The sequence below is a fragment of the Cysteiniphilum sp. JM-1 genome (genome assembly GCF_008711525.1).
Lineage (GTDB): Bacteria > Pseudomonadota > Gammaproteobacteria > Francisellales > Francisellaceae > Caedibacter.
Window position 1 is genome coordinate 1 of sequence record NZ_VXKS01000006.1, and the last position, 22,348, is coordinate 22,348.

Here is a 22,348-nt window from a genome sequence, read left to right on the forward strand (position 1 = left end):
ATGGCACTACAAAAGTGATTTTGACATAAAATGAACGTAGGAATAAGGGTTTGAGGGGCATGAAATTGCAAAAAAAGTTCGATTTGAATGCTTTGTAATCAAAAATTTACCAACTTGGGTATAAGGGATAATAAACAGCTGGCAAATAATTGCTTCTTTTCTAGACTCAATAGTGTGTTTTTCAGATATAAAGGAATAGATGATGAATTTACTAAAGAAATCAATAGCGTTACTAATGGTAATGGGGCTTGCTAGTTCAAGTTTAACCAACCCACCTGCGCGCATTCATAAACAAGCGCATCCATGGTGAGTATTCAATATCTTTATTCTTCCAATCCGCAGGATACCATGACATTTGAACGAGCCTAAAGGCACGCTCTGGATGTGGCATCATAATGGTGGCACGTCCATCAAGTGATGTGAAACTCGTGAAGCCACCCTCTGAGCCATTTGGATTTAATGGATAATGCTCAGTTGGCTTACTATGACTGTCGATATAGCGCATGGCTGTTTGCTCGTTGGCAATTAAATGCTGTAAGTCATCTTGGTGTTGATACTGTGTACGACCTTCGCCATGAGAGACAACAATAGGCATCTTTAAGCCTGCCATATCTTCAAAGATAATCGATGGGTTTTTTAATACTTCAACCATCGACAAGCGGCCTTCAAATTGCTCAGAAAGGTTACGCACAAAGCGTGGCCAGTGTGTGGCACCTGGAATAATATCCTTTAGTTGTGAGAGCATCTGACAGCCATTACACATGCCAACGGTGAAAGTATCCGTGCGTGCGAAAAATTGTGCAAATTGCTCTAAAAGGTTTGGATCAAATAAAATGGATTTTGCCCAACCGCCACCAGCACCCAGTACATCGCCATAAGAGAAGCCACCACATGCGGCTAGCCCTTTAAAGTCATTGAGATTAATGCGCTTATTTTGTAAATCTGTCATATGCACATCAATGGCATCAAAGCCACTTAGCGTAAAGGCTGCTGCCATCTCATTATTACTATTGACCCCTTGCTCGCGTAAGATCGCTACTTTGGGCTTGCTATCAAGATTAAGATAAGGACTAGCAATATTCTCTTTGCAATTAAACGATACTTGGGCAAAAAGTCCATGATCATTATGACCATTAATCAAATCATGCTCTTGATCAGCGCACAGTGCATTATCACGCATGCGTTGAATCTGATAAGAGGTTTCAGACCAAAGTGTTTGCAGCTCAGCGCGTGTCATACAGAAGACTTCATCAATATCGTGACTAATAATGAGCTTGGCATCATCGGTTGAGGTATTAGGTCGCCCAATCGCGTGCGCTTTTAACTGGAAGCTTGCAAGGACTTGCATCACAATGCTGCGATCAGTGTTTCTCACTTGGATTACCGCACCTAGCTCTTCATTAAAGAGTGCGGCATGAACGTCATCTCCAAGCGCATCAATGTCAATATCTAAACCACACTTAGCCGCAAACATCATCTCGCATAGCGTGGTAAATAAGCCACCATCTGAGCGATCATGATAAGCGCAAATCTTATCATCTTTAACCAATTGATGGATGGCGGCAAAAAAGCTTTGCAAAAGCTCAGGTTCAATATCAGGTGTTTCATTGCCAAGCTCATTATAACTTTGCGCAAATGATGAGCCGCCTAAACGATTTTTACCTACACCTAGATCGATAAAAATAAGGTCAGTCTCAAATGCTAAGCGCAATTGTGGGGTTAATGTGCGACGAATATCCTGCACAGGCGCAAAAGCGGTAGCAACAAGAGAAACAGGGGAGGTTACCGATTTTTCTTGATTATCATCATGCCATTTGGTTTTCATCGATAAGGAATCTTTGCCAACAGGAATCGTTAGATCCAGTGCTGGACAAAACTCCATGCCAGCAGTTTTTACCATCTCATAGAGTCTGGCATCTTCACCAGGATGCGAGCATGCTGCCATCCAGTTGGCGGAAAGTTTGACATCAGATAAGTGATAGATGTACGCGGCAGCAATATTGGTAATCGCCTCACCAATGGTGATTCTAGCCGCCGCCGCTGGATTCATCATCGCCAGTATTGGGCGCTCACCCATTGCCATTGCCTCGCCATGATAATCTGTGAAACTTGTTGCAGTTACAGCAACATCAGCAACAGGCACTTGCCATGGACCGACCATTTGATCGCGTTGCGTCATACCACCAACTGTGCGATCACCAATGGTAATTAGAAACTTCTTACTACCAACAGCGGGTAAGCGTAAAATGCGCTTGGCAGCATCTTGTAAATCGATACCACTATAATCCCAATTACTATAGGCATTAGCAGTTGTGGTCACATTTTTTAATGTTTTGGGTGCTTTACCTAATAACAATGATAATGGCATGTTAATCGGATCAACGCTCGAATTATCATCTTTTAAAATCAAAACTTGTTCTTCAGTGGCTTCACCAACAATGCTATAAGGGCAACGCTCGCGCTTGGCAATGTTATCAAAGGCAGATAAGTCCTTTTCAGCGATGGCAAGTACATAGCGCTCTTGTGATTCATTGCACCAGATCTCTAGGGGCGATAAACCTTTTTCAGCCACTTGAATTTTATTAAGATCAAAGATAGCGCCACGCTCGCAGTCAGCAACCAGCTCAGGTAATGCATTGGATAAACCGCCCGCACCAACATCATGAATGCTAATGATGGGGTTATTAAGTCCCATTGACCAACAGCTATCAATCACTTCCTGTGCGCGACGTTCAATCTCAGCATTATCACGTTGCACAGAGGCGAAATCAAGATCCTCGTTAGAGTGCCCAGAGTTAACGGAAGAGGCGGCACCTCCGCCTAGACCAATCAGCATCCCAGGACCGCCTAAAACGATAATTTTGGCACCGACAGGGATTTTGCGTTTTTCGATATGTTCTTCTTTAATATTGCCATAACCACCAGCGATCATAATCGGCTTATGGTATCCCCAGACTTCACCATTTACGTTTTGCTCAAAACTACGAAAATACCCGCATAGATTAGGACGCCCAAACTCATTGTTAAAAGCAGCCCCCCCAAGAGGCGCTTCAATCATAATATCTAATGCCGAGGCAATGCGCTCTGGTTTGCCGTAAGGGGTTTCCCACGGCTGGATATCATGAGGGAGGTTTAAATTCGATACGGTGTAGCCAGTCAGCCCTGCTTTGGGTTTAGCGCCGCGCCCTGTCGCACCTTCATCACGGATCTCGCCACCGGCTCCAGTGGCAGCGCCTGGATGCGGGGCGATGGCAGTTGGGTGGTTATGTGTTTCAACCTTGATCTGAATATGAATTGGCTCGCGTTTAAAATGATACAGTCCACTATCATCACGCTGCAAACGCTCAGCAGCATAGCCGGCAATAACTGCGGCATTGTCATGATAGGCTGAAAGGATATTTTCTTTGTGATGTTCATAGGTGTTTTTGATCATTGGAAATAGCCCAAGAGATTGCGCTTGGCCATCAATAATCCAATCAGCTCTGAAGATTTTATGTCGACAATGCTCTGAGTTGGCTTGTGCAAACATCATCAGTTCAACATCATTAGGATCGCGATTAAGATTGATGAAGCCATCATGCAAATAATCAATTTCATCATCAGATAATGCCAAACCAAGCTCACGATTGATTTTCTCTAGAGCGCTACGACCTTCACTTAATAGTGGAATGGTTTGCAGCGTGCCAACAGCGTGGGTGCTGATAAATGGATTGGTATCTGCAATTAAGAAGCTAACTGTTTGCATCATACGATCATGTAACTTAGCAGCTAATAGATTTAAATCGTTCTGTGCTAAGGATGTTTGACTTTTTAAATAATAAACAATACCGCGCTCAATACGTGTGACTTTGTTCAATCCGCAATTGTGTGCAATATCCGTTGCCTTTGATGACCACGGCGAGATTGTGCCTAAACGTGGTGTGATGATAATGGCTTGCCCTTGTTTATCAGTAAGCTGCCCTTTATCACCATAGTTTAATAAAGCTGAGAGTTTATTTAACTCATCATCGTTTAATGCATCACTGTGCTCAATAAAGTGAATATATTCCGCTTGAACCATCTCAATACGAGGATCAATGTCCTGTAATTTAGCTAAGATTTTTTGTTGATCAAACGAAGATAATGCGTCATTGCCAAAAAGTTGTAACATCTTTCCACTCATGCAGAAGGTTTGTGTGCCCATATTCTGATAGATTTGTTGCAATTTATAAAGTGTAAAATGTGACTTTATTTGCGATCTAGAACGATAAATGAGCAATGTTTTTGTGGTCATGACTATATTCTAGCCCATGTTGATTATGTAAGCGTTGGCTGAGCATAAGTCGAAGCCTCTAGAAGCACGATTTCCCAAGCTTAGCCACTTCAAGTGATGCTCAGTGCATCGCTTCGACTGATGAGTGAATATTTAATCTTAGCCGCTGTTGTTTGTTATAAACTCGGGCTAAAAATAATATGAATTTGGGATGTGTTTGTATGTGTAAAGCGATATCATTTATGCGTTTAACTATTGTCTTTATCAAAAGGGGGATGAACTGTGGTGAATAATAAAAAACAACAATGGGTAACTGGGTTGCAAACGATAGTAGCAGTAGCAATTAGCGCTATGTCGATACAATCTTCTTTTGCCAACGTTGTTGCAAACAATGCGATGACGGATGGTTTTTGGCAAACACAAAAGAAAGGCGCGAATTTTTTTAGGCAACATCCGGCATCACTTAAAGATTGGCAAGATGCTAAGCAAGTGGGGATTGAGTTTTTCCGCATTCCGATAGATGCCTATCTGGGTTATCCGGTTAAGCTAGATAATATTACCCAACTAACCGCGTTTGAAATAAAAAGTTTTGATCAAAACTTAAAAGATGCGAAGATCACAGGTATTCCGATTATTTTGAGCTTCTTATCACTGCCTTTTTCAGTGTGGAATCAGCAACATGGTAATCATGATGATTTAAGATTGTGGCAAGATAAAAAACATTGGCAGGCAGCGGGGAATTTTTGGGCTGCTGTTGCCAAGCGTTATAAAGCGAATCCAAATGTTGTTGCGTATAATATTCTCAATGAGCCACATCCTGAAGTTTTAAAACTTAAAAACAATAATAGTGCAATTTTTAACGTGGATTTTACGAGCTACTACAAAAAAGTGGTTGGCACAAGTGAGGATTTAAATGCCTTTTACGAATACATGGTTAAACGTATTCGTCATGTTGATCCTGATACACCGATTATTGTTGATGCTGGTTGGTACGCTGAACCTCCTGCTGCAGATTATCTTAAACCCATTGATGCGAAAAATATTCTTTATGCTTTTCACATGTATGAGCCATATATTTACACCACGCGTAAAATTAACAATGGCAAGTATGTTTATCCAGGAAAAATAGCGACGGGGAATGATCAATTTAGTGATTGGAATAAGGCAACCCTTGAGAAGTTTTTACAACCGATTGTGAACTTTCAAAAGCGCTATCATATTCCTAGTCAGCAGATTATTTTGGAGGAGTTTGGTGTTGATCGTATGACAAAAGGAGCCACTCAATACCTCAAGGATATTGTGAATATTGCTAATAAAAATAACTGGCATTGGGCATTTTACAATTATCGTGGCGATGAGTGGACAGGTATGAACTATGAGCTAGGCGTAAAGCCAATGAAATGGCAATTCTGGAAGGATGAAGAAAAAACCAATCTTTTCCCCAGTCTTACTTATGGTAAAGCTAACAAGTATTATGTCTATGATAAAAACAACCCATTGTGGCATGCGGTTATTGGGACGATGAAGCATGGATCTTAATGCTATTTGCAGCAAATTGAGCACGCGCTTTAGCTGTTTCAATGTCTGTATCATAGGCTAAAGCAACCCCAATGCGGCGTTTGCCGGAGATTTCAGGCTTGGCAAATAAGCGAATATCCGTATTAATCTGGGATAAACCTTCATTTAAACCAGTAAAGCTTGGTGCTTGTGATTGCCCTTCAAGTAAAATCGCCGCTGAAGCGCTTGGCATGCGTGTCTCGATATTGGGAATTGGTAATCCTAAAATAGCACGTAAGTGCAGGTCAAACTCGGATAAATTTTGCGAGATCAGTGTTACCATACCCGTATCATGTGGTCGTGGGGATACTTCATTAAAATACACTTCATCACCTTTGATAAAGAGCTCAACACCAAAAATGCCATGCCCACCTAAAGCATCGGTGATGGTTTTAGCAATATGTTGCGCTTGATATAGTAAAGCATCACTCATCGCATGTGGTTGCCATGATAATCGATAATCACCGTCTTGTTGAATATGACCAATGGGATCACAAAACGATGTGCCTTTATTGTGACGCACGGTGAGTAAAGTGATCTCATAATCAAAAGTAATAAACTCCTCAATAATCACTTTTTGCACATCGCCACTATTACCGCGTGAGCCACTTTGTGCATACTCCCAAGCAGCTTCAATCTCATCAAATGATCTAACAATTGACTGACCCTTGCCAGAAGAGCTCATCACAGGTTTTACAACGCATGGCACACCAATTGCTTGTGCTTTGATTAGGCAATCTTCTTTGCTATCAGCAAAGGCAAATTTTGAAGTAGGGAGCTTAAGCTCATCAGCTGCAAGTGAGCGAATGCCTTGGCGATCCATGGTCAGTTTGGTGGCTTTAGCGCAAGGTACAATATTAAATCCTTGTTTTTCAAGATTGATAAGCTCATCCGTAGCAATGGCTTCAATCTCGGGCACGATATAATCAGGTGATTTCTCTTGGATCAAAGCATGTAGCGCTTTGGCATCTTGCATATTAATTACATGTGCCTCGTGAGCGATATGCATGGCGGGTGCGTTTTTATAGCGATCAACAGCGATAACATAAATGCCAAGGCGTTGTGCGCTAATGGCGAGTTCCTTGCCAAGCTCACCTGCACCTAAAAGCATGATCTTGGTTTGTGATTTGGTTAAGGCAGTACCTAATATCGTCATTTTGATTCCTTCAAACAGTTTTCTGTCAATGATGTGTGAGTATGATAACAAAGGCTTAAGACGATTTGCTATGAATTTTATTAAACGCAAGTATGATTAGCTATGTGAAGTGATGGGCTTTTGCTTTTCATCTTATTCCCCTTTTAGTATGATGGGCGCATGCTGTATAAGTCCTTTTTGACATGTCTGATTTATCTTTTAAAAAAAATAACAACCATATTGAAATTCAAGAATATTACCAAAATCTATGTGAAGAGATTAATCGTTATAATTACGCTTATCATACTTTAGATGCGCCTTTAGTGAGTGATCAAGTATATGACAAGGCGTATCAAGCACTTGTTGAGCTAGAGTCGCAATATCAGGATATTTTAGATACTTCATTATCACCAACAAAGCGTGTTGGCAGCAAGCCGTTAACGGCCTTTGAGGTCATTGCTCATAAGGTGCCGATGTTATCACTATCCAATGGCTTTGATGATGAGGATATCGCGAGTTTTTATAAGCGTCTAACAGAGCTTACACAAACGCATGAGTTAAGTTTTGAATGTGAGCCCAAGTTAGATGGCTTGGCAATTAGTATTCATTATAAAAATGGTCGATTAGACTATGCGGTAACTCGCGGCGATGGTGTCGAGGGTGAAAAGGTAACTGAGAATATCAAAACGATTCGTAATGTACCACTGCAATTGAAAGGTGATAATTTGCCCAAAGAGATTGAAGTGCGTGGTGAAATTATTATTAATAAGCAGGATTTTCTAGCACTTAATCAAATCGCTGAAACGCGTGATGAAAAGGTCTTTGCCAATCCTAGAAATGCTGCAGCGGGCAGTGTGAGGCAACTTGATTCGCGCATTGCTGCCAAGCGTAAATTAAAGATGTATGCTTATGGCGTTGGTGCGTATAGTGGATTTAACTTACCCCAAACTCAATATGAGTTAATGCAACAATTAAAGCTCTGGGGTTTTCAATTAACCGATGAGGTTGAAGTGGTTGACGGAGAAGAGGGCTTACTTGATTATTACCAACGTATGAGTCATAAGCGTGCTGATTTGCCTTATGATATTGATGGTTTGGTCTATAAATTAAATCGTTTGGATTTGCAAACTAAAGCAGGCTTTATTGCCAAAGCACCACGTTGGGCACTGGCGCATAAATTCCCCGCTGAAGAAGTCGAGTCAGAAATTTTAGCCGTTGATTTTCAAGTCGGGCGCACGGGCGCAGTGACTCCGGTGGCAAGGTTAAAGCCAGTTGCCGTAGGTGGCGTGATTGTTTCAAATGCAACATTACATAATATCGATGAAATCAAGCGCAAAGATATTAAAATGCATGATCGCGTAATTGTGCGGCGCGCGGGAGATGTCATCCCTGAGGTGGTGCGTTCATTGCTTGAGTATCGCGATGCTAATACAACACAAGAGATCGTGATGCCCAAAGTGTGTCCTGTGTGCCAATCAAGTATTGAATATATTAACGATCAGGCGATTGCGCGTTGTACAGGCGGATGGCATTGTCGGGCACAACGCAAAGAACGCATTAAGCACTTTGCTTCACGCAAGGCGATGGATATCGATGGAATGGGCGATAAAATCGTTGAACAGCTAGTCGATAAAGAGATAATAAAAACGCCAGCTGATTTGTATGCTTTAAATTTGCCTGTTTTAAGGCAGTTGGAGCGTATGGGACGTAAGTCATCATTAAACTTATTAGAGGCTTTAGAGAAAAGCAAAACCGTGCTATTGCATCGTTTTATCTATGCTTTAGGTATTAAAGATATCGGTGAGGTGAGTGCTAAAGCACTTGCTAATCACTTTGGGTCACTAGAGGCGATTAAAAATGCCACACTTGAAGAGATGATATCGATTCATGATATCGGTGAGGTGATGGCAAATCATGTCAAAGCTTTTTGGCAGGATTCTTTAAATATTGAACTTGTTGATGCACTGATTGCTGCAGGCATTACGATCATTGAGCCCAAAAAAGTTGCGGCTGAAGTAGCAGAAACTGCTGTTGATAATCCATTTTTTGGTAAAACCGTTGTAATTACTGGTAGCTTTACTGAGTTTACGCGCGATGAGCTTAAAGAGAAGCTTGAAGCATTGGGTGCTAAGTGTAGTGGCAGTGTATCAAGCAAAACTGATTTTCTCATTGCAGGGGAAAAGGCCGGTTCCAAATTAGCCAAGGCGCAAGCGCTTGGTATTAAAGTGATAACTGAAGATGAGCTACAAGTAAACTGATTAGTAAGATATCCCCCTCACCCGCATTGCTACACAATGCGACCTCTCCCGCAAGGGGAGAGGTGATTAGGTCATTACTTTGTGGAATAAACTTAGGGTAATAAAAAATGAAAATCGCAATATTAGGAAATGGACAGCTGGCACAGATGATGATTGAAAATGCTCGAGATTTAAATATAAGTATTGATACGTATCCTTTGCCAGAGATTGATCGCTATGGTAAGAGCACTCCAGAGGAAATAAATCGTTGGCAGGAGAAGCTTCAGAGCTATGATATCGTGACTTATGAGATTGAAAATATATCAGTTGACCTGCTGCAGGCAATATCACATAAAACGCGTGTCTTTCCAGCGATTGAGGCCTTAAGTGTTGCGCAAGATCGGCTATTGGAGAAAGACAACTTTAAACAACTAGATATTAATACCAATGATTATATGGCGGTAGATTCTTTCGCTGAACTTCAAAAGGCTGCCAAGTTATTAAGCTTACCGTTTATTATTAAGACAAGGCGCTTTGGCTATGATGGCAAGGGGCAGTATGTTATTAAAACGCCGGAGTGTTTAGAAAAAGCGTGGGAGGCTTTGGGTGAATATCCACTGATTGCGGAGAGTTTCGTACCATTTGATTATGAAGTCTCACAAATTGCCTCACGTGATCAGTTTGGGCATATTGCCTTTTATCCTTTGGTTAGAAATGAGCATCGCGATGGCATTTTACGAGAAACACATGTGTTGATAGAGAAAAATGAACTAAGTATTGACGCGCAAGAAGCAGTGAAGCGTTTGCTTGAGCACTTTGATTATGTCGGCACATTTGCGGTTGAGTTTTTTGTGAAAAATAATCAGCTTTTTGTCAATGAAATGGCGCCACGCGTGCATAATTCGGGACACTGGTCAATCAATGGTGCTAATGTCAGCCAATTTGAAAACCATATGCGAGCGATCAGCGGTGAAAATGTTGTGGTTATCAAAACATTAGCGCAACACATATTAATGATTAATCTGATTGCTGAAAATGTGCCAGATATACAGCTACCTGTTAATAGCTATGCCAAAAGTTATGGCAAGAGCTTAAGAGCAGGACGCAAGATGGGGCACATTAATATTGTTGATAATGAGCTAGAAACATTTATCAATAGTGTTAATATGATCTATCAAAATATTAAAGCAAAACCGTGCTTGGAGGAGTTTTAAGTGTCAGATCAGCTAAATGTTGCTTATTTTGCGGCAGGGTGCTTTTGGGGTGTCGAGCATTACTTTGCCAAAGAAAAAGGCGTGGTTAAAACGGCAGTTGGTTATATGGCGGGCAAAACGCTGAATCCTACTTATCATGACGTGAAAACAGGGCAAACTGAGCATCTGGAAGTCGTTAAAGTTGAGTATGATCGCAAGTTTGTGAGTTATGAAACCTTAGTGAAACTCTTTTTTGAAATTCATGATCCAACACAGAAAAATGGTCAAGGTGTTGATATTGGTTCGCAATATTTAAGTGCTATTTTATATACAAATGACACGGAAAAAATGACTTGCCAACAAGTAATTGATTGCCTTGAAGCACAAGGTTTAACGATTGCAACACAATTAATTGATGCCAATCTCCACCCATTTTGGTTGGCTGAAGACTATCATCAACAATATTTTAATAAACACGCGCACTTGCATGTCTGTCATCGACGTGTGAAACGATTTGATTAGGCTAGTAAAAAAGCGTAAGTGGTAAAAAAGAAGATACAAATAAATAGATGAATACTCAAACAAACAACGAAGTAAATAAATTAAAAAAAATTGTCATTTATACCGATGGCGCGTGTAAGGGCAATCCTGGACGCGGTGGTTGGGGTGCGATTTTGCAATACAAAGCCAAGACCAAGGAGGTTTATGGTGGTGAGGATAATACCACCAATAACCGCATGGAGTTATTAGCAGCGATTAAAGCATTACAGCTATTAAAAGAGAGGTGTGATGTCGAGCTTTACACCGATTCCAAATATGTGCAGCAAGGTGTCAATGAATGGCTTGATGGTTGGATACAGCGTGGTTGGAAAACGGCAAATAAGCAAGCGGTGAAAAATCAAGATTTATGGCAGATGCTTGATCAGTTACGCCATAAACATCAGGTGAAATGGTGTTGGGTTAAAGGGCATAACGGTCACCCATTAAATGAACGCGCCGATGAGTTAGCCAATAAAGGGGTAGTGCACAGTGAACATGAAATCCATTAAAGATAAAAAGATCTATGTAATCTATACCGGTGGCACGATTGGCATGGTCAAAACCGACAAAGGTTATGCACCAAAGCAAGGCTATTTGTTGGATAAAATTAAAACGATCAAAGACTTTTATCATAATGATGTGCCCGATTTTAAGATCAATGAATATCCGCAATTGATCGATTCGGCAAATATCAAACCAGAGGATTGGATCACCATCGCATTGGATATTGTCGATCATTACGAACAATATGATGGCTTTGTGGTATTACATGGCACAGATACGTTGGCATATACCGCATCGAGTCTGTCATTTATGTTGAAGAACTTAAACAAACCGGTGATTTGTACAGGCTCACAGATTCCGATTTCTGAGCTAAGATCAGATGCCTCAGATAATATATTGCATAGTTTGATTTTAGCAGCGGATGAGCGTATTGCTGAGGTTTGTGTGTATTTTAATAAGCAGCTATTACGAGGTAATCGCTCGGTCAAGGTTAATGCTTCAGGAATGGATGCATTTAACTCACCTAATTATCCGCCATTAGGGCAAGTGGGCATTGATATTGAATTAAATGAAGCCTATCTGTATCCGTGTGATCACAGTGAGCCAGCTGAGATTGAGTTTAAAACCTTAGGCGTGCCTAAGATTGCAGTGTTATCAATTTTCCCAGGCATGGATGCAAATATCTTAAAAAAAGTATTACAGCCACCATTGCAAGGATTGATTTTAAAGACCTATGGTGCGGGTAATATTATGAACTCGCCTGAGATTCTACATGAGCTTATCGAGGCATGTCAGCGAGGTGTGATTATCATTAACTGCACACAATGTGTAAAGGGCAGTGTCAAGATGGGAGCATATGAGGCAGGTGTTGGTCTTGTGAATGCAGGGGTCATCTCAGGGCATGATATGACCGATGAGGCGGCATTGACGAAATTATTTTATCTTTTAAGTATTCCGGGTTTAACACAAGATGAAGTGAAATTAGCACTACATAAAGATTTGCGAGGAGAAATAACGCTATGAAATATTTAACGAAGTTGATGGAGCAAAACCGTCAATGGGTTGAAGATACAAATAAAGAAAAGCCCGGCTTCTTTGAAAATTTATCAAAGCAGCAAAATCCAGAGTATTTATGGATTGGCTGCTCGGATAGCCGTGTGCCGGCAAATCAAATCTTGGGTTTGTTGCCGGGTGATATTTTTGTGCATCGCAATGTGGCTAATGTTGTCGTTCATTCTGATTTGAATTTTTTATCGGTATTGCAATATGCGGTAGATGTATTGAAGGTCAAGCATATTCTTGTCTGTGGTCATTATGGTTGTGGGGGTATTAAAGCAGCTACGTTAAATGAATCACATGGACTGATTGATAACTGGTTAAGGCATGTCCAAGATGTGCATTATAAGCATAAGGAGTTATTAAAACCCTTCGATCACGGTGAATGTGAGGCTTTAGCACAAGGGATCGATTGCAAAGAGCAAAAACATGCTGTGATGTGTGAGCTTAATGTGGTTGAGCAGGTCATTAACGTTGCCAAAACCACGGTGATCCAAGATGCGTGGCAGCGAGGGCAAAAAGTGATGGTTCATGCTTGTGTTTATGCGTTATCGAATGGATTGTTGCAGCAGATTGCTTTTGGCGTGGCAGATAATGATGAAATTGAAGATTTTTATGATAAAGCGCTAACGAGTATTCAGCGTAATTTATATAAGGCGAAAATGTGATGACTGAGCAAAAGTATATTGATAAAGTAAAGTTTTTTGGCTACTTCAGTATTGGTGTTGGTATAGCGTTAGCTGGTGGTTTTATATCGTATGGGATTTTGAACTTTCATGCATTTAATCGCTATATTGCGGTTAAAGGTTTGGCAGAGCAAACGGTTAAAGCGGATAAAGCGATTTGGAGTATCAGTTATACTGTTAATGCCAATAGCTTAAAAGAAGTCTATCAGAAGGTTGATCAAGATCAGTTAGCAGTAAAAAACTTTATAAGTCAAGCGGGTGTGGATGCCAAGGCATTACAATATGGTAGTATTTCGCTAAATCAAAATTCACACAGCAAGGATCAGGTTAATACCTCAAATTACAGTGCATATGGCAGTATGACGATTACGACAGATAAAGTGGATTTAGTGCAAGGTTTAGCACAAAAAACCAGTGATTTGGTTGCCAAAGGTGTTGTCGTTAGTAGTAGTAATGTCGCCTATAAATATACAGGGCTTAATAGTATTAAACCAAAGATGCTCGAAGATGCCACGCAAAATGCTAAAACAGCGGCATTACAATTTGCTAAAAATGCGCAAACTGCGTTAGGCAGCATTCGTCAAGCATCACAAGGTGCCTTTACGATTAGTAATCAAGATGCCTCTTATGGGGATGGTGATCCCTATAAACTGGTGCGTGTTGTGGTAAGTTCAGAGTATTTTTTGAAATAAAATAATAGTGCATTCACTTGGTTACCCTTTTATAAACTGACATGTGGATAATGATTGGCTATTAACCATTGTTTCTGCTAGCATTTTTATGCTGCGTATTAATATTTAACCTAAGTTTGGAGTTATCAATATGGCAAAGCCACTTTATGAAAGAGATTTTTATGCTTGGACGATTCAGACCGTTCAAGCGTTAAGAGCTAAAGCATTTAATAAAGTTGATATTGAGCACTTAACAGAGGAGTTGGAAAGTATGGGTGCAAGTCAAAAGCACGCATTAAAAAGTAGGCTGCGTGTTCTTTTAATGCACCTGCTTAAGTGGCAATATCAACCTTCGTATAGAAGTAGAAGTTGGGAAAATACGATTATTGCGCAAAGGGATGATTTAAAGGATCTCATACAGGATAACCCTAGCTTGAAAAGTAAAATTGATGAAACGCTTCCTAAATCTTATAAGTTAGCATTATTGGATTTTGAAAATGAAACGGGCATTGATCCTAAAAAGGCTGAAGTACCGGAGGTCTGTCGTTATAGTTTTGATCAGGTATTAGATGATGAGTTTTATCCTGAATAATATAAGCAATATATTTCTAAACGTACCCTTCAACTGACGCTCAGGGTGCGATAAATGCTAAGGGTTGGTTTTTTTTGAATATTGATTTTTTTATATTGCCCACTCAAGATGATGAGCAGTTTTATCAGTTTGTGAGCACACAGGTTAAATCCTATTATGCAGCAGGGAAAACTGCTGTGATCTATGCAGAAGACCTATTGTGTAAAGAGCTAGATGCTAGGTTATGGTTTAATGGTGAGGATGATTTTTTGCCACACGCCTATATGGCTGAGGTGTCACCAGATTATGCAAAGCTACCGGTGGTGCTTGTGAGTGAAGCGGCCTCTCTTAAAGGTATTAACAAAGACATATTGATTGATCTAACGTTGAGTAACATGCCAGTTCATAGTGAAGTGAAGCATTTAATCAAAATTGTTGATCAAGAGCCTTCAAGACTACAGGCTTCAAGGCGTTATTATAAGGCGTTACAGCAACAAGGCTTTACCATTAATGTACATAAGATATAAAAGCTATTGAATATCAAGGAGGTAATATGAGATATCGTTTGTTGGCAATTAGTTTATTGAGTTGTTTGTTTAGCTATTCATGGGCGGATATTAATGTTGATATCAAGCGCCATGGGGCGCTCAATCAGACAATAAGTGCTGCATCAGGAATAGAAAAGTGGGGTGATAAATACTATGTCATTAGTGATGATAGTATGAGTATGGCAGTTGTTAATAGTGAGTTTAAAGTTTTACAACTAATACCACTTGAAAAAGAGCAGTCTAAGCTTAACGCACCTATTGAAAAATCACAGAAGAAAGACCTTGAATCAATGGCGATTGGCAACTTTAATGATGAGCCGCTTTTGATTGCTCTAAGTTCGGGTTCAAAAAAGAATCGCTATTTTGGTTATATTTATAATTTAAAAAATCAGCAGATTAAAACGGTTGATTTGCAATCTTTATATCAGGTATTAAAGATGCACGTGAATTTGGCTAAAGATGCCAAGATTAATATTGAGGGTTTTGCGATAACACAAGATAAGGTATATATCGCAAATCGCGGTAATGCCCATAAGGACATTATTTTTGTGTTGCCAAAAGATGTGTTTTGGCAGTTATTAAATGCGACAAAGTCAAGTAACAAAGAGGCAGATATTCAGGTTGTTACACCTAGCATGCCACAAATAGGGCGCTATGCTTCTACTTTTTCAGGTTTGGATTATGATGCAGATGATAACTCACTTTTATTCACCACATCCATTGAGTTAACAGATGATGCTTATCATGATGGATTGGTTTTAGGTAGCTTTGTTGGAAAAATCGCGCTGGATAAGCTAAAGAATAATGTTGATTTAACAAACTATAGTCAACTCTTATTTGATGAGCATGGCGTTATTCAAACAAAAATAGAATCAATTATCTTTAGTGAGAAATCTGACAAAGGAGTTAATGCATTTTTAGTCAGTGATAATGATGGCAAACCTTCTGAATTTTACCAAGTTGAAATATATTAAATAATTTGATCTTAAAAAACACTTCAATGCCTGAATTTAAACCTTGTTTTTGTTAGGCTTAGATTAATTCTGATTGCTTGCTTCTTCACGGTAGCACTTCAATTTATTTGTGCTAGAATACGCAAGATTTTGTGTTTAACACGTTAATTTTCTTGATAAGCAGGAGAAAGCAATGAAACATCAAGGACCACGAAATATAGGGCTTGGCTCAATAAAGTCCTATTCGTTCCCTATTACGGCAATAAGCTCGATTATTCACCGGATCACCGGTGTGTTAATGGTCGTGTTATTGCCGTTTTTAATATGGGGTTTTAGTTTGTCAATGCGCTGTGGTGGCGACTTTTATTATGTACAGGATCTGTTGATTCATTCACCATGGAGTATTGTCGCTTGGATCTTTATATCAGCGGTGTCATATCATGTGATCGCGGGCATTCGCCACTTGATTATGGATTTAGGATTTGGTGAAGAAATGTGTACTGCTAAAGCTTCTTCAATCGCTGTTTTAGTGCTGGGTGTATTAGTAACAATTTTCTGGGGGCTTTGGTTATGGGTAATGTAACTTCATGCACACGTTCAGGCTTGAAAGACTGGTTTTTACAACGTGTTACCGCAATCATTATTATGTTATATGCAATCTTTGTCGTGATTGTTGTCTTAACACTATCCGGTGATGGTTCATATCATACATGGCTTGCGATTTTCCAAAACACGTGGGTAAAAATATTTACGATTTTAGCGTTTTTGTCATTAATGGCGCATGCGTGGATTGGTATGTGGACGATTTTCACTGATTATGTGACGTGCGCATGCATTCGCGGATTCTTGCAAGTAGCTGCAATTGTTGGTTATCTTGCGTGTTTTATTTGGCTTATTTGTATTTTATTTTAAGGGGTATTGATAATGAAAATTGCAGTACAACAATTTGATGCAATCGTTGTTGGTGCCGGTGGCGCTGGAATGCAGGCAGCATTTCAATTAGCTCAATCTGGGTTTAAAACCGCAGCGATTTCAAAAGTTTTTCCAACGCGCTCGCATACAGTATCAGCTCAAGGCGGAATTGCCGCGGCATTAGGTAATGTTGAATATGATGATGGTCTCCCATCGGATGATTGGAAATGGCATACCTATGATACGGTTAAAGGTTCTGATTATATCGGTGATCAAGAAGCAATTGAGTTTATGTGTGAGAATGCACCACAAGCAATTATTGAGCTTGAGCATATGGGTATGCCGTTCTCACGTTTAGAAAACGGCAAAATTTACCAACGTGCTTTTGGTGGGATGTCACGCAATTATGATGTGGGCAATATTGCCAAAAGAACATGTGCAGCCTCTGATAGAACAGGGCATGCGTTATTGCACACGCTTTATCAAGGTAATTTAAAGCATGAAACTAAATTTTTTAACGAGTGGTATGCGCTTGATTTAGTGAAGTCTTCAGAACACGCAATTGCTGGTGTGTTGGCGATGAATATGGAGACCGGTGAAATCGTGTTCTTCCAGTCAAAAGTAACGATCCTAGCCACAGGTGGCGCGGGACGTATTTACGAATCAAGCACTAATGCGCATATCAATACCGGTGATGGTGTCGGTATGGCGTTAAGAGCTGGCATTCCATTACAAGATATGGAGTTCTGGCAATTCCACCCAACAGGTATCGCGGGTGCCGGGGTGTTAGTAACCGAGGGTTGCCGTGGTGAAGGTGGAATTCTACGTAATAAAAATGGTGAGCGCTTTATGGAGCGTTATGCGCCAAATGCCAAAGATTTGGCATCGCGTGACGTAGTATCACGTGCATCACAACAAGAAATCAATGAAGGCAGAGGACTTAAGTTTGCTGGCGTTGACTGTGTTCACTTAGATTTAACGCATTTAGATGAAAGTGTGATTAAAGAGCGTCTTCCAGGTATTCGTGAATTGGCAATGACTTTTGCTGGTGTTGATCCATTAAAAGCGCCAATCCCTGTGGTGCCAACCTGTCACTATATGATGGGGGGCATTCCTACTAATAAACACGGTCAAGCATTAACACAAAATGCCAGTGGCGAAGATGTGATTATCGATGGCTTATATGCTGTTGGTGAGTGTGCTAGCGTTTCTGTACATGGCGCGAATCGTTTAGGCTCTAACTCATTACTGGATTTAGTAGTATTTGGACGTGCTGCAGGTATGCATGCAGAAGAAGCATTGCGTGCTGGTATGCAGCAACGTGATGTAACCGATGAAGCATTGGATCAAGCGATGGTGCGTTATAACCGTTGGGAAAATAACAAAGGTGGTGAAGGCGTTGCTGAGCTGCGTGCTGAATTGCAAAAAGCAATGCAGGTTGATTTCTCAGTATTTAGAACAGAACAACAAATGCAAGATGGTTTAGAGCGTTTGAAATCATTGCGTGAGCGTGTGCAAAAAGCATCGTTAGCAGATCATTCACACGTATTTAATACCGCGAGAATCGAAGCGCTTGAGCTTGATAATCTCATGGAAACTGCGATGGCAACTGCTGTTCTTGCATTGACGCGCAAAGAGTCGCGTGGTGCGCATTCACGTGAAGATTATCCTGAGCGTGATGATGAGAAGTGGTTGAAGCATACGCTTTATTTCCTAGAGGGAGATCGTCCGTCAACGCGTGATGTGAATATGAAACCATTAAAATTAGAACCATTCCAACCAAAAGTAAGAAGCTACTAAGGAGATAACGGTGGAAGTTAAATTTAAAGTTTATCGCTATAATCCTGAAGTCGATAAAAAGCCTTACTATAAAGACTACACAGTGACGGTTGAAAATGAGGGCACAAAAGTGCTAACAGCGATTGAGCTCATTAAACAACAAGACCCAACATTGGCTGTGCGTCGCTCATGTCGTGAGGGTGTTTGTGGTTCAGATGGTATGAATATCAATGGCAAAAACCGTTTGGCATGTATTACCTCGATTGGTGAGGTATCACAACCGATTAAGCTGCAACCTTTGCCAGGCTTGCCAGTGATTCGTGACTTAGTGGTTGATATGAACCAGTTTTACAAAAACTATGAGAAAGTTAAGCCGTATTTGATCCCAGCTGAGGGTGATATGCCAGTCAAAGAGCGTCTGCAATCGCCAGAAGATCGTGCGAAGCTTGATGGTTTATACGAGTGTATCTTATGTGCATGCTGCACAACCTCATGCCCATCATTCTGGTGGAACCCAGATAAGTTCATTGGACCATCAGGCTTATTACAAGCTTACCGTTTTGTGATTGATTCACGCGATGGCGCAACACAAGAACGTTTAGATGCATTACAAGATCCGTTTAGTGTCTTTAGATGTCGCACAATCATGAATTGTGTCAGCGTTTGTCCAAAAGGGCTTAACCCAACCAAAGCGATCGGCAAACTCAGATCGATGATGTTAAAAAATAACGTGTAGTTAAGAAAATCAAGCGCTGGAATTCCAGTGCTTTTTTGTTTGAACTAGCAAAAAAGTAAAAAGTAAAAACAAAGTAAAAGAGTAGAAACTATGAGTGAAACCCAAGAATCAATGTCTTCATGGTGGCAGTCTTCGCAACTATCTGGTAGTAGTAGCGCATACTTGGATGCTATTTATGAGGATTATTTACAAGACCCTAATTCGATAGATAGTAGTTGGCGCCAGTATTTTGACGCGATTCGTGACAATAAACATGAAGTCTCGCATGCGCAAGTTCGTGAAGACTTTATTGCTTTAAGTAAAAATCCATTTCGCTTTGCGCTGACAACGCCACAAGGGGTGGTTGTTGATTCAGGGAATTATCCTGATGGTGGCGATAAGGTTTCAGCGGTGATGGATCTTGTTTACATGTATCGCAGCATTGGTCACAAGGTTTCGAATTTAGATCCACTGAAGCTCAAAAGGTCTGAAGAAACACCCGAGCTTGAGCTTGATTTTCATGGACTTAATAACGCTAACTTAAATGAACAATTTAATGTCGGTGTTTTCTCTGACTATCAAGCCTTACCACTCAAAGAAATCATTGCTAAATTGCAGCATGTTTATACTGGCAGTATTGGTTATGAATTTATGCACTTAAACAATATGGCTGAGAAGTTATGGTTTAGGCAGCGTGTTGAAAAGCAGATTCCTAATTTATCAGCTGAGCGCAAAACGTGGTTGCTAGATCGTCTAACAGCTGCTGAAGGGTTAGAGAAATACCTTGGCATGAAATACGTCGGTCAAAAGCGCTTCTCATTAGAAGGTGGCGAGTCGATGATTCCAGCTCTTAATGAGATGATCAATAAAGCCGGCGAGGTTGCCGTTGAAGAGATTGGTCTTGGTATGGCACATCGCGGACGTTTAAATGTGCTTGTCAATATTATGGGTAAATCACCTGAGAATTTATTTAAAGAATTTGAGGGCTCACAGGATAAGAAGTTCTTATCAGGAGATGTCAAATATCACATGGGCTTTGCTTCTTGGCATAAGACCCCGAAAGAGGAAGTGCGTTTAGCACTGGCATTTAACCCATCACATTTAGAGACCGTTGATCCAGTTGTTGAAGGTGCCGTCAGAGCCAAACAAGAATGTTTTGGGGATGATAATCCGCATGGTAAAGTTGTACCAATTTTAATCCATGGCGATTCTGCATTTTGTGGTCAAGGTGTGGTGATGGAAACCTTTGCCTTATCACAAACCAGATACTATGGCACCGGTGGTACGATTCATATCGTGATTAATAACCAAGTGGGTTTCACCACGGATAAGATACAAGATAATAGAAGCAGCTTATACTGTACTGATATTGCCAAAGTGGTTGAAGCGCCTGTTTTACATGTCAATGGTGATGACCCTGAGGCAGTACTGCGTGTTGCGGGTCTTGCGATGGATTATCGCATGATGTTTGGCAAGGATATCGTCATTGACTTAGTGTGCTATCGTCGTCATGGACATAATGAAGCGGATGAGCCTTCAGGCACACAGCCATTGATGTATAGTATTATTAAGAAACTCCCAACAACACGTTCCATTTATGCGGATAAACTTGAAAGTGAAGGTGTTGTGTCAAAAGCGCAAGCTGATCAAATGGCAAAAGCATATCGTGATCGTTTACAAAAAGGCGAAGTAGTTGCTGATATTATTACTGGTAAGCATGATCGCCATAGTAAGTGTGTCGCTGATTGGCGCCCGTATGTTAATCAAAAATGGGATCAAGCAGTCGATACGCGTATTGATAAAGCAAAATTGCTGAAATTAGCTCGAAGCTTAAATGATTTACCTGCTGATTTGACGTTGCAACCCCAAGTTAAGAAAGCGATTGATGATCGCATTAAAATGGCAGCGGGTGAAATCCCTGGAAACTGGGGCTTTGCTGAGAATTTAGCCTATGCTACGTTATTAGCAGAGGGTTATAACATTCGTTTATCAGGTGAAGACTGTGGTCGTGGTACGTTCTCACATCGCCATGCGGTGTTACATAACTATGATTACAGTAAAACAGAATTGCCAGATTATACGCCATTACAACATATTAATGACAAGGCACAATGTCATATCATTGACTCGGTGTTATCAGAGTATGCCGTGCTTGGGTTTGATTATGGTTATAGCTGTTCGGCACCTAAAACATTGACCTTATGGGAAGCGCAGTTTGGTGATTTTGCCAATACTGCACAAGTCGTTATTGATCAGTTTATTGCAGCTGCAGAAGAGAAATGGGGTATTTTATCAGGTCTGGTGATGCTTTTGCCGCATGGTCAAGAAGGGCAAGGAGCTGAGCATTCATCGGCAAGATTAGAGCGTTTCTTACAACTATGCGCGCATGATAATATGCAGGTATGTGTGCCAACGACACCTGCGCAAATGTTCCATATGTTGCGTCGTCAGATGTTGCGTCCTTATCGCAAGCCATTGATTGTGATGTCGCCTAAGAGTTTGTTGCGTCACCCGATGGTGCATTCAACACTGGATGAATTAGCCGATGGACAATTTTATAACGTTATTGCTGAAGTTGAAGATATCAAACCACAATCGGTATCACGCGTGATTCTCTGCTCAGGTAAGGTCTATTATGATTTGCTTGCCGAGCGTAGTGAGAAAGAAGTCAAAGATATTGCGATTGTGCGTGTTGAGCAGCTTTATCCATTCCCGCAAGCGGATCTTGATAAAGTGTTAGCACCTTATGAAGCGGTTAATGATATCGTATGGGTACAAGAAGAGCCTGAAAACCAAGGGGCTTGGTGGATGATTCAGCACGAATTGCGTAAAGTATTGCGTAAAGACCAGAATTTATCTTATGTTGGCAGAAAAGCAGCGGCGGCACCTGCAGTAGGCTATCCGTCATTATTTCATGCACAACAGAGTGAGTTAGTTGCTAAAGCATTAAAGTTAGATAAATAGGGCTGTTTTTGCTGTTTTAAAAGATAACAAATTAACTAACGTTGATAAAAAACTAAGTAAAATAAGTAAAATAAA

Annotated in this window: 18 protein-coding genes; 16 read left to right on the top strand and 2 right to left on the bottom strand. The window is 40.6% G+C overall.

Translation table 11 applies throughout. From position 1 onward, the window contains the following. Positions 1 to 262 precede the first annotated feature (262 nt). Positions 263 to 4,150, bottom strand: coding sequence for a phosphoribosylformylglycinamidine synthase (purL, locus tag F3D68_RS03770; protein ID WP_151193138.1), 3,888 nt, complete (start codon positions 4,148 to 4,150; stop codon positions 263 to 265). 387 nt (positions 4,151 to 4,537) lie between these two features. On the opposite strand from purL, the gene F3D68_RS03775 reads away from it, so the two are divergent. Then, positions 4,538 to 5,791 carry a glycoside hydrolase family 5 protein gene (locus F3D68_RS03775; protein WP_151193139.1) on the top strand — a complete coding sequence of 418 codons (1,254 nt, stop codon included), beginning with the start codon at positions 4,538 to 4,540 and terminating at the stop codon, positions 5,789 to 5,791. Here F3D68_RS03775 and purT read toward each other — a convergent pair. After that, a complete protein-coding gene (purT, locus tag F3D68_RS03780; RefSeq protein WP_151193140.1) occupies positions 5,763 to 6,965 on the bottom strand; it encodes a formate-dependent phosphoribosylglycinamide formyltransferase in 1,203 nt (400 codons plus the stop codon). The two genes, F3D68_RS03775 and purT, sit on opposite strands and share 29 nt — an antisense overlap. Before the next feature lie 182 nt (positions 6,966 to 7,147). Here purT and ligA point away from each other — a divergent pair, with 182 nt between their 5' ends. The 15 genes from ligA (at position 7,148) to F3D68_RS03855 (ending at position 22,273) form a co-directional block, all read left to right on the top strand. Further along, positions 7,148 to 9,202, top strand: coding sequence for an NAD-dependent DNA ligase LigA (gene ligA, locus F3D68_RS03785; RefSeq protein WP_151193141.1), 2,055 nt, complete (start codon positions 7,148 to 7,150; stop codon positions 9,200 to 9,202). Between the two features lie 107 nt (positions 9,203 to 9,309). Beyond that, on the top strand, positions 9,310 to 10,395 hold the full coding sequence (locus F3D68_RS03790; protein WP_151193142.1) for a 5-(carboxyamino)imidazole ribonucleotide synthase: 1,086 nt from the start codon (positions 9,310 to 9,312) through the stop codon (positions 10,393 to 10,395). Continuing rightward, positions 10,396 to 10,896: a peptide-methionine (S)-S-oxide reductase MsrA gene (msrA, locus tag F3D68_RS03795; protein WP_151193143.1), complete on the top strand. Its 501-nt coding sequence runs from the start codon at positions 10,396 to 10,398 to the stop codon at positions 10,894 to 10,896. Between the two features lie 47 nt (positions 10,897 to 10,943). Continuing rightward, complete coding sequence (gene rnhA / locus F3D68_RS03800; RefSeq protein WP_151193144.1) at positions 10,944 to 11,423, top strand: ribonuclease HI; 480 nt, start codon at positions 10,944 to 10,946, stop codon at positions 11,421 to 11,423. After that, positions 11,410 to 12,441, top strand: a complete 1,032-nt coding sequence (ansA, locus tag F3D68_RS03805; RefSeq protein WP_191092696.1) for an asparaginase — start codon at positions 11,410 to 11,412, stop codon at positions 12,439 to 12,441. The genes rnhA and ansA overlap by 14 nt, the downstream gene beginning before the upstream one ends. Beyond that, positions 12,438 to 13,142: a carbonate dehydratase gene (gene can / locus F3D68_RS03810; protein ID WP_117003289.1), complete on the top strand. Its 705-nt coding sequence runs from the start codon at positions 12,438 to 12,440 to the stop codon at positions 13,140 to 13,142. The genes ansA and can overlap by 4 nt, the downstream gene beginning before the upstream one ends. Then, positions 13,142 to 13,852 (top strand): SIMPL domain-containing protein, encoded by a 711-nt coding sequence (locus F3D68_RS03815; RefSeq protein ID WP_151193145.1) that lies wholly within the window; start codon positions 13,142 to 13,144, stop codon positions 13,850 to 13,852. Before can ends, F3D68_RS03815 begins: the two co-directional genes overlap by 1 nt. Before the next feature lie 130 nt (positions 13,853 to 13,982). Next, positions 13,983 to 14,423, top strand: a complete 441-nt coding sequence (locus F3D68_RS03820; RefSeq protein WP_151193146.1) for a DUF29 domain-containing protein — start codon at positions 13,983 to 13,985, stop codon at positions 14,421 to 14,423. A gap of 74 nt (positions 14,424 to 14,497) precedes the next feature. Next, the gene (locus F3D68_RS03825; RefSeq protein ID WP_191092691.1) at positions 14,498 to 14,929 is read left to right on the top strand and encodes a DNA polymerase III subunit chi; all 432 of its coding nucleotides are present in this window, start codon (positions 14,498 to 14,500) and stop codon (positions 14,927 to 14,929) included. Between the two features lie 26 nt (positions 14,930 to 14,955). Further along, positions 14,956 to 15,924, top strand: coding sequence for a DUF6929 family protein (locus F3D68_RS03830; RefSeq protein WP_151193148.1), 969 nt, complete (start codon positions 14,956 to 14,958; stop codon positions 15,922 to 15,924). A 172-nt stretch (positions 15,925 to 16,096) separates the two neighbouring features. Then, a complete protein-coding gene (sdhC, locus tag F3D68_RS03835; RefSeq protein WP_151193149.1) occupies positions 16,097 to 16,486 on the top strand; it encodes a succinate dehydrogenase, cytochrome b556 subunit in 390 nt (129 codons plus the stop codon). After that, positions 16,474 to 16,815 carry a succinate dehydrogenase, hydrophobic membrane anchor protein gene (gene sdhD / locus F3D68_RS03840; protein WP_117003294.1) on the top strand — a complete coding sequence of 114 codons (342 nt, stop codon included), beginning with the start codon at positions 16,474 to 16,476 and terminating at the stop codon, positions 16,813 to 16,815. Before sdhC ends, sdhD begins: the two co-directional genes overlap by 13 nt. 12 nt (positions 16,816 to 16,827) lie before the next feature. Further along, a complete protein-coding gene (sdhA, locus tag F3D68_RS03845; RefSeq protein ID WP_151193150.1) occupies positions 16,828 to 18,615 on the top strand; it encodes a succinate dehydrogenase flavoprotein subunit in 1,788 nt (595 codons plus the stop codon). 10 nt (positions 18,616 to 18,625) lie between these two features. After that, positions 18,626 to 19,330 carry a succinate dehydrogenase iron-sulfur subunit gene (locus tag F3D68_RS03850; protein WP_117003296.1) on the top strand — a complete coding sequence of 235 codons (705 nt, stop codon included), beginning with the start codon at positions 18,626 to 18,628 and terminating at the stop codon, positions 19,328 to 19,330. Positions 19,331 to 19,420: 90 nt separating this feature from the next. Next, on the top strand, positions 19,421 to 22,273 hold the full coding sequence (locus F3D68_RS03855) for a 2-oxoglutarate dehydrogenase E1 component (RefSeq protein ID WP_151193151.1): 2,853 nt from the start codon (positions 19,421 to 19,423) through the stop codon (positions 22,271 to 22,273). Positions 22,274 to 22,348: the final 75 nt, after the last annotated feature.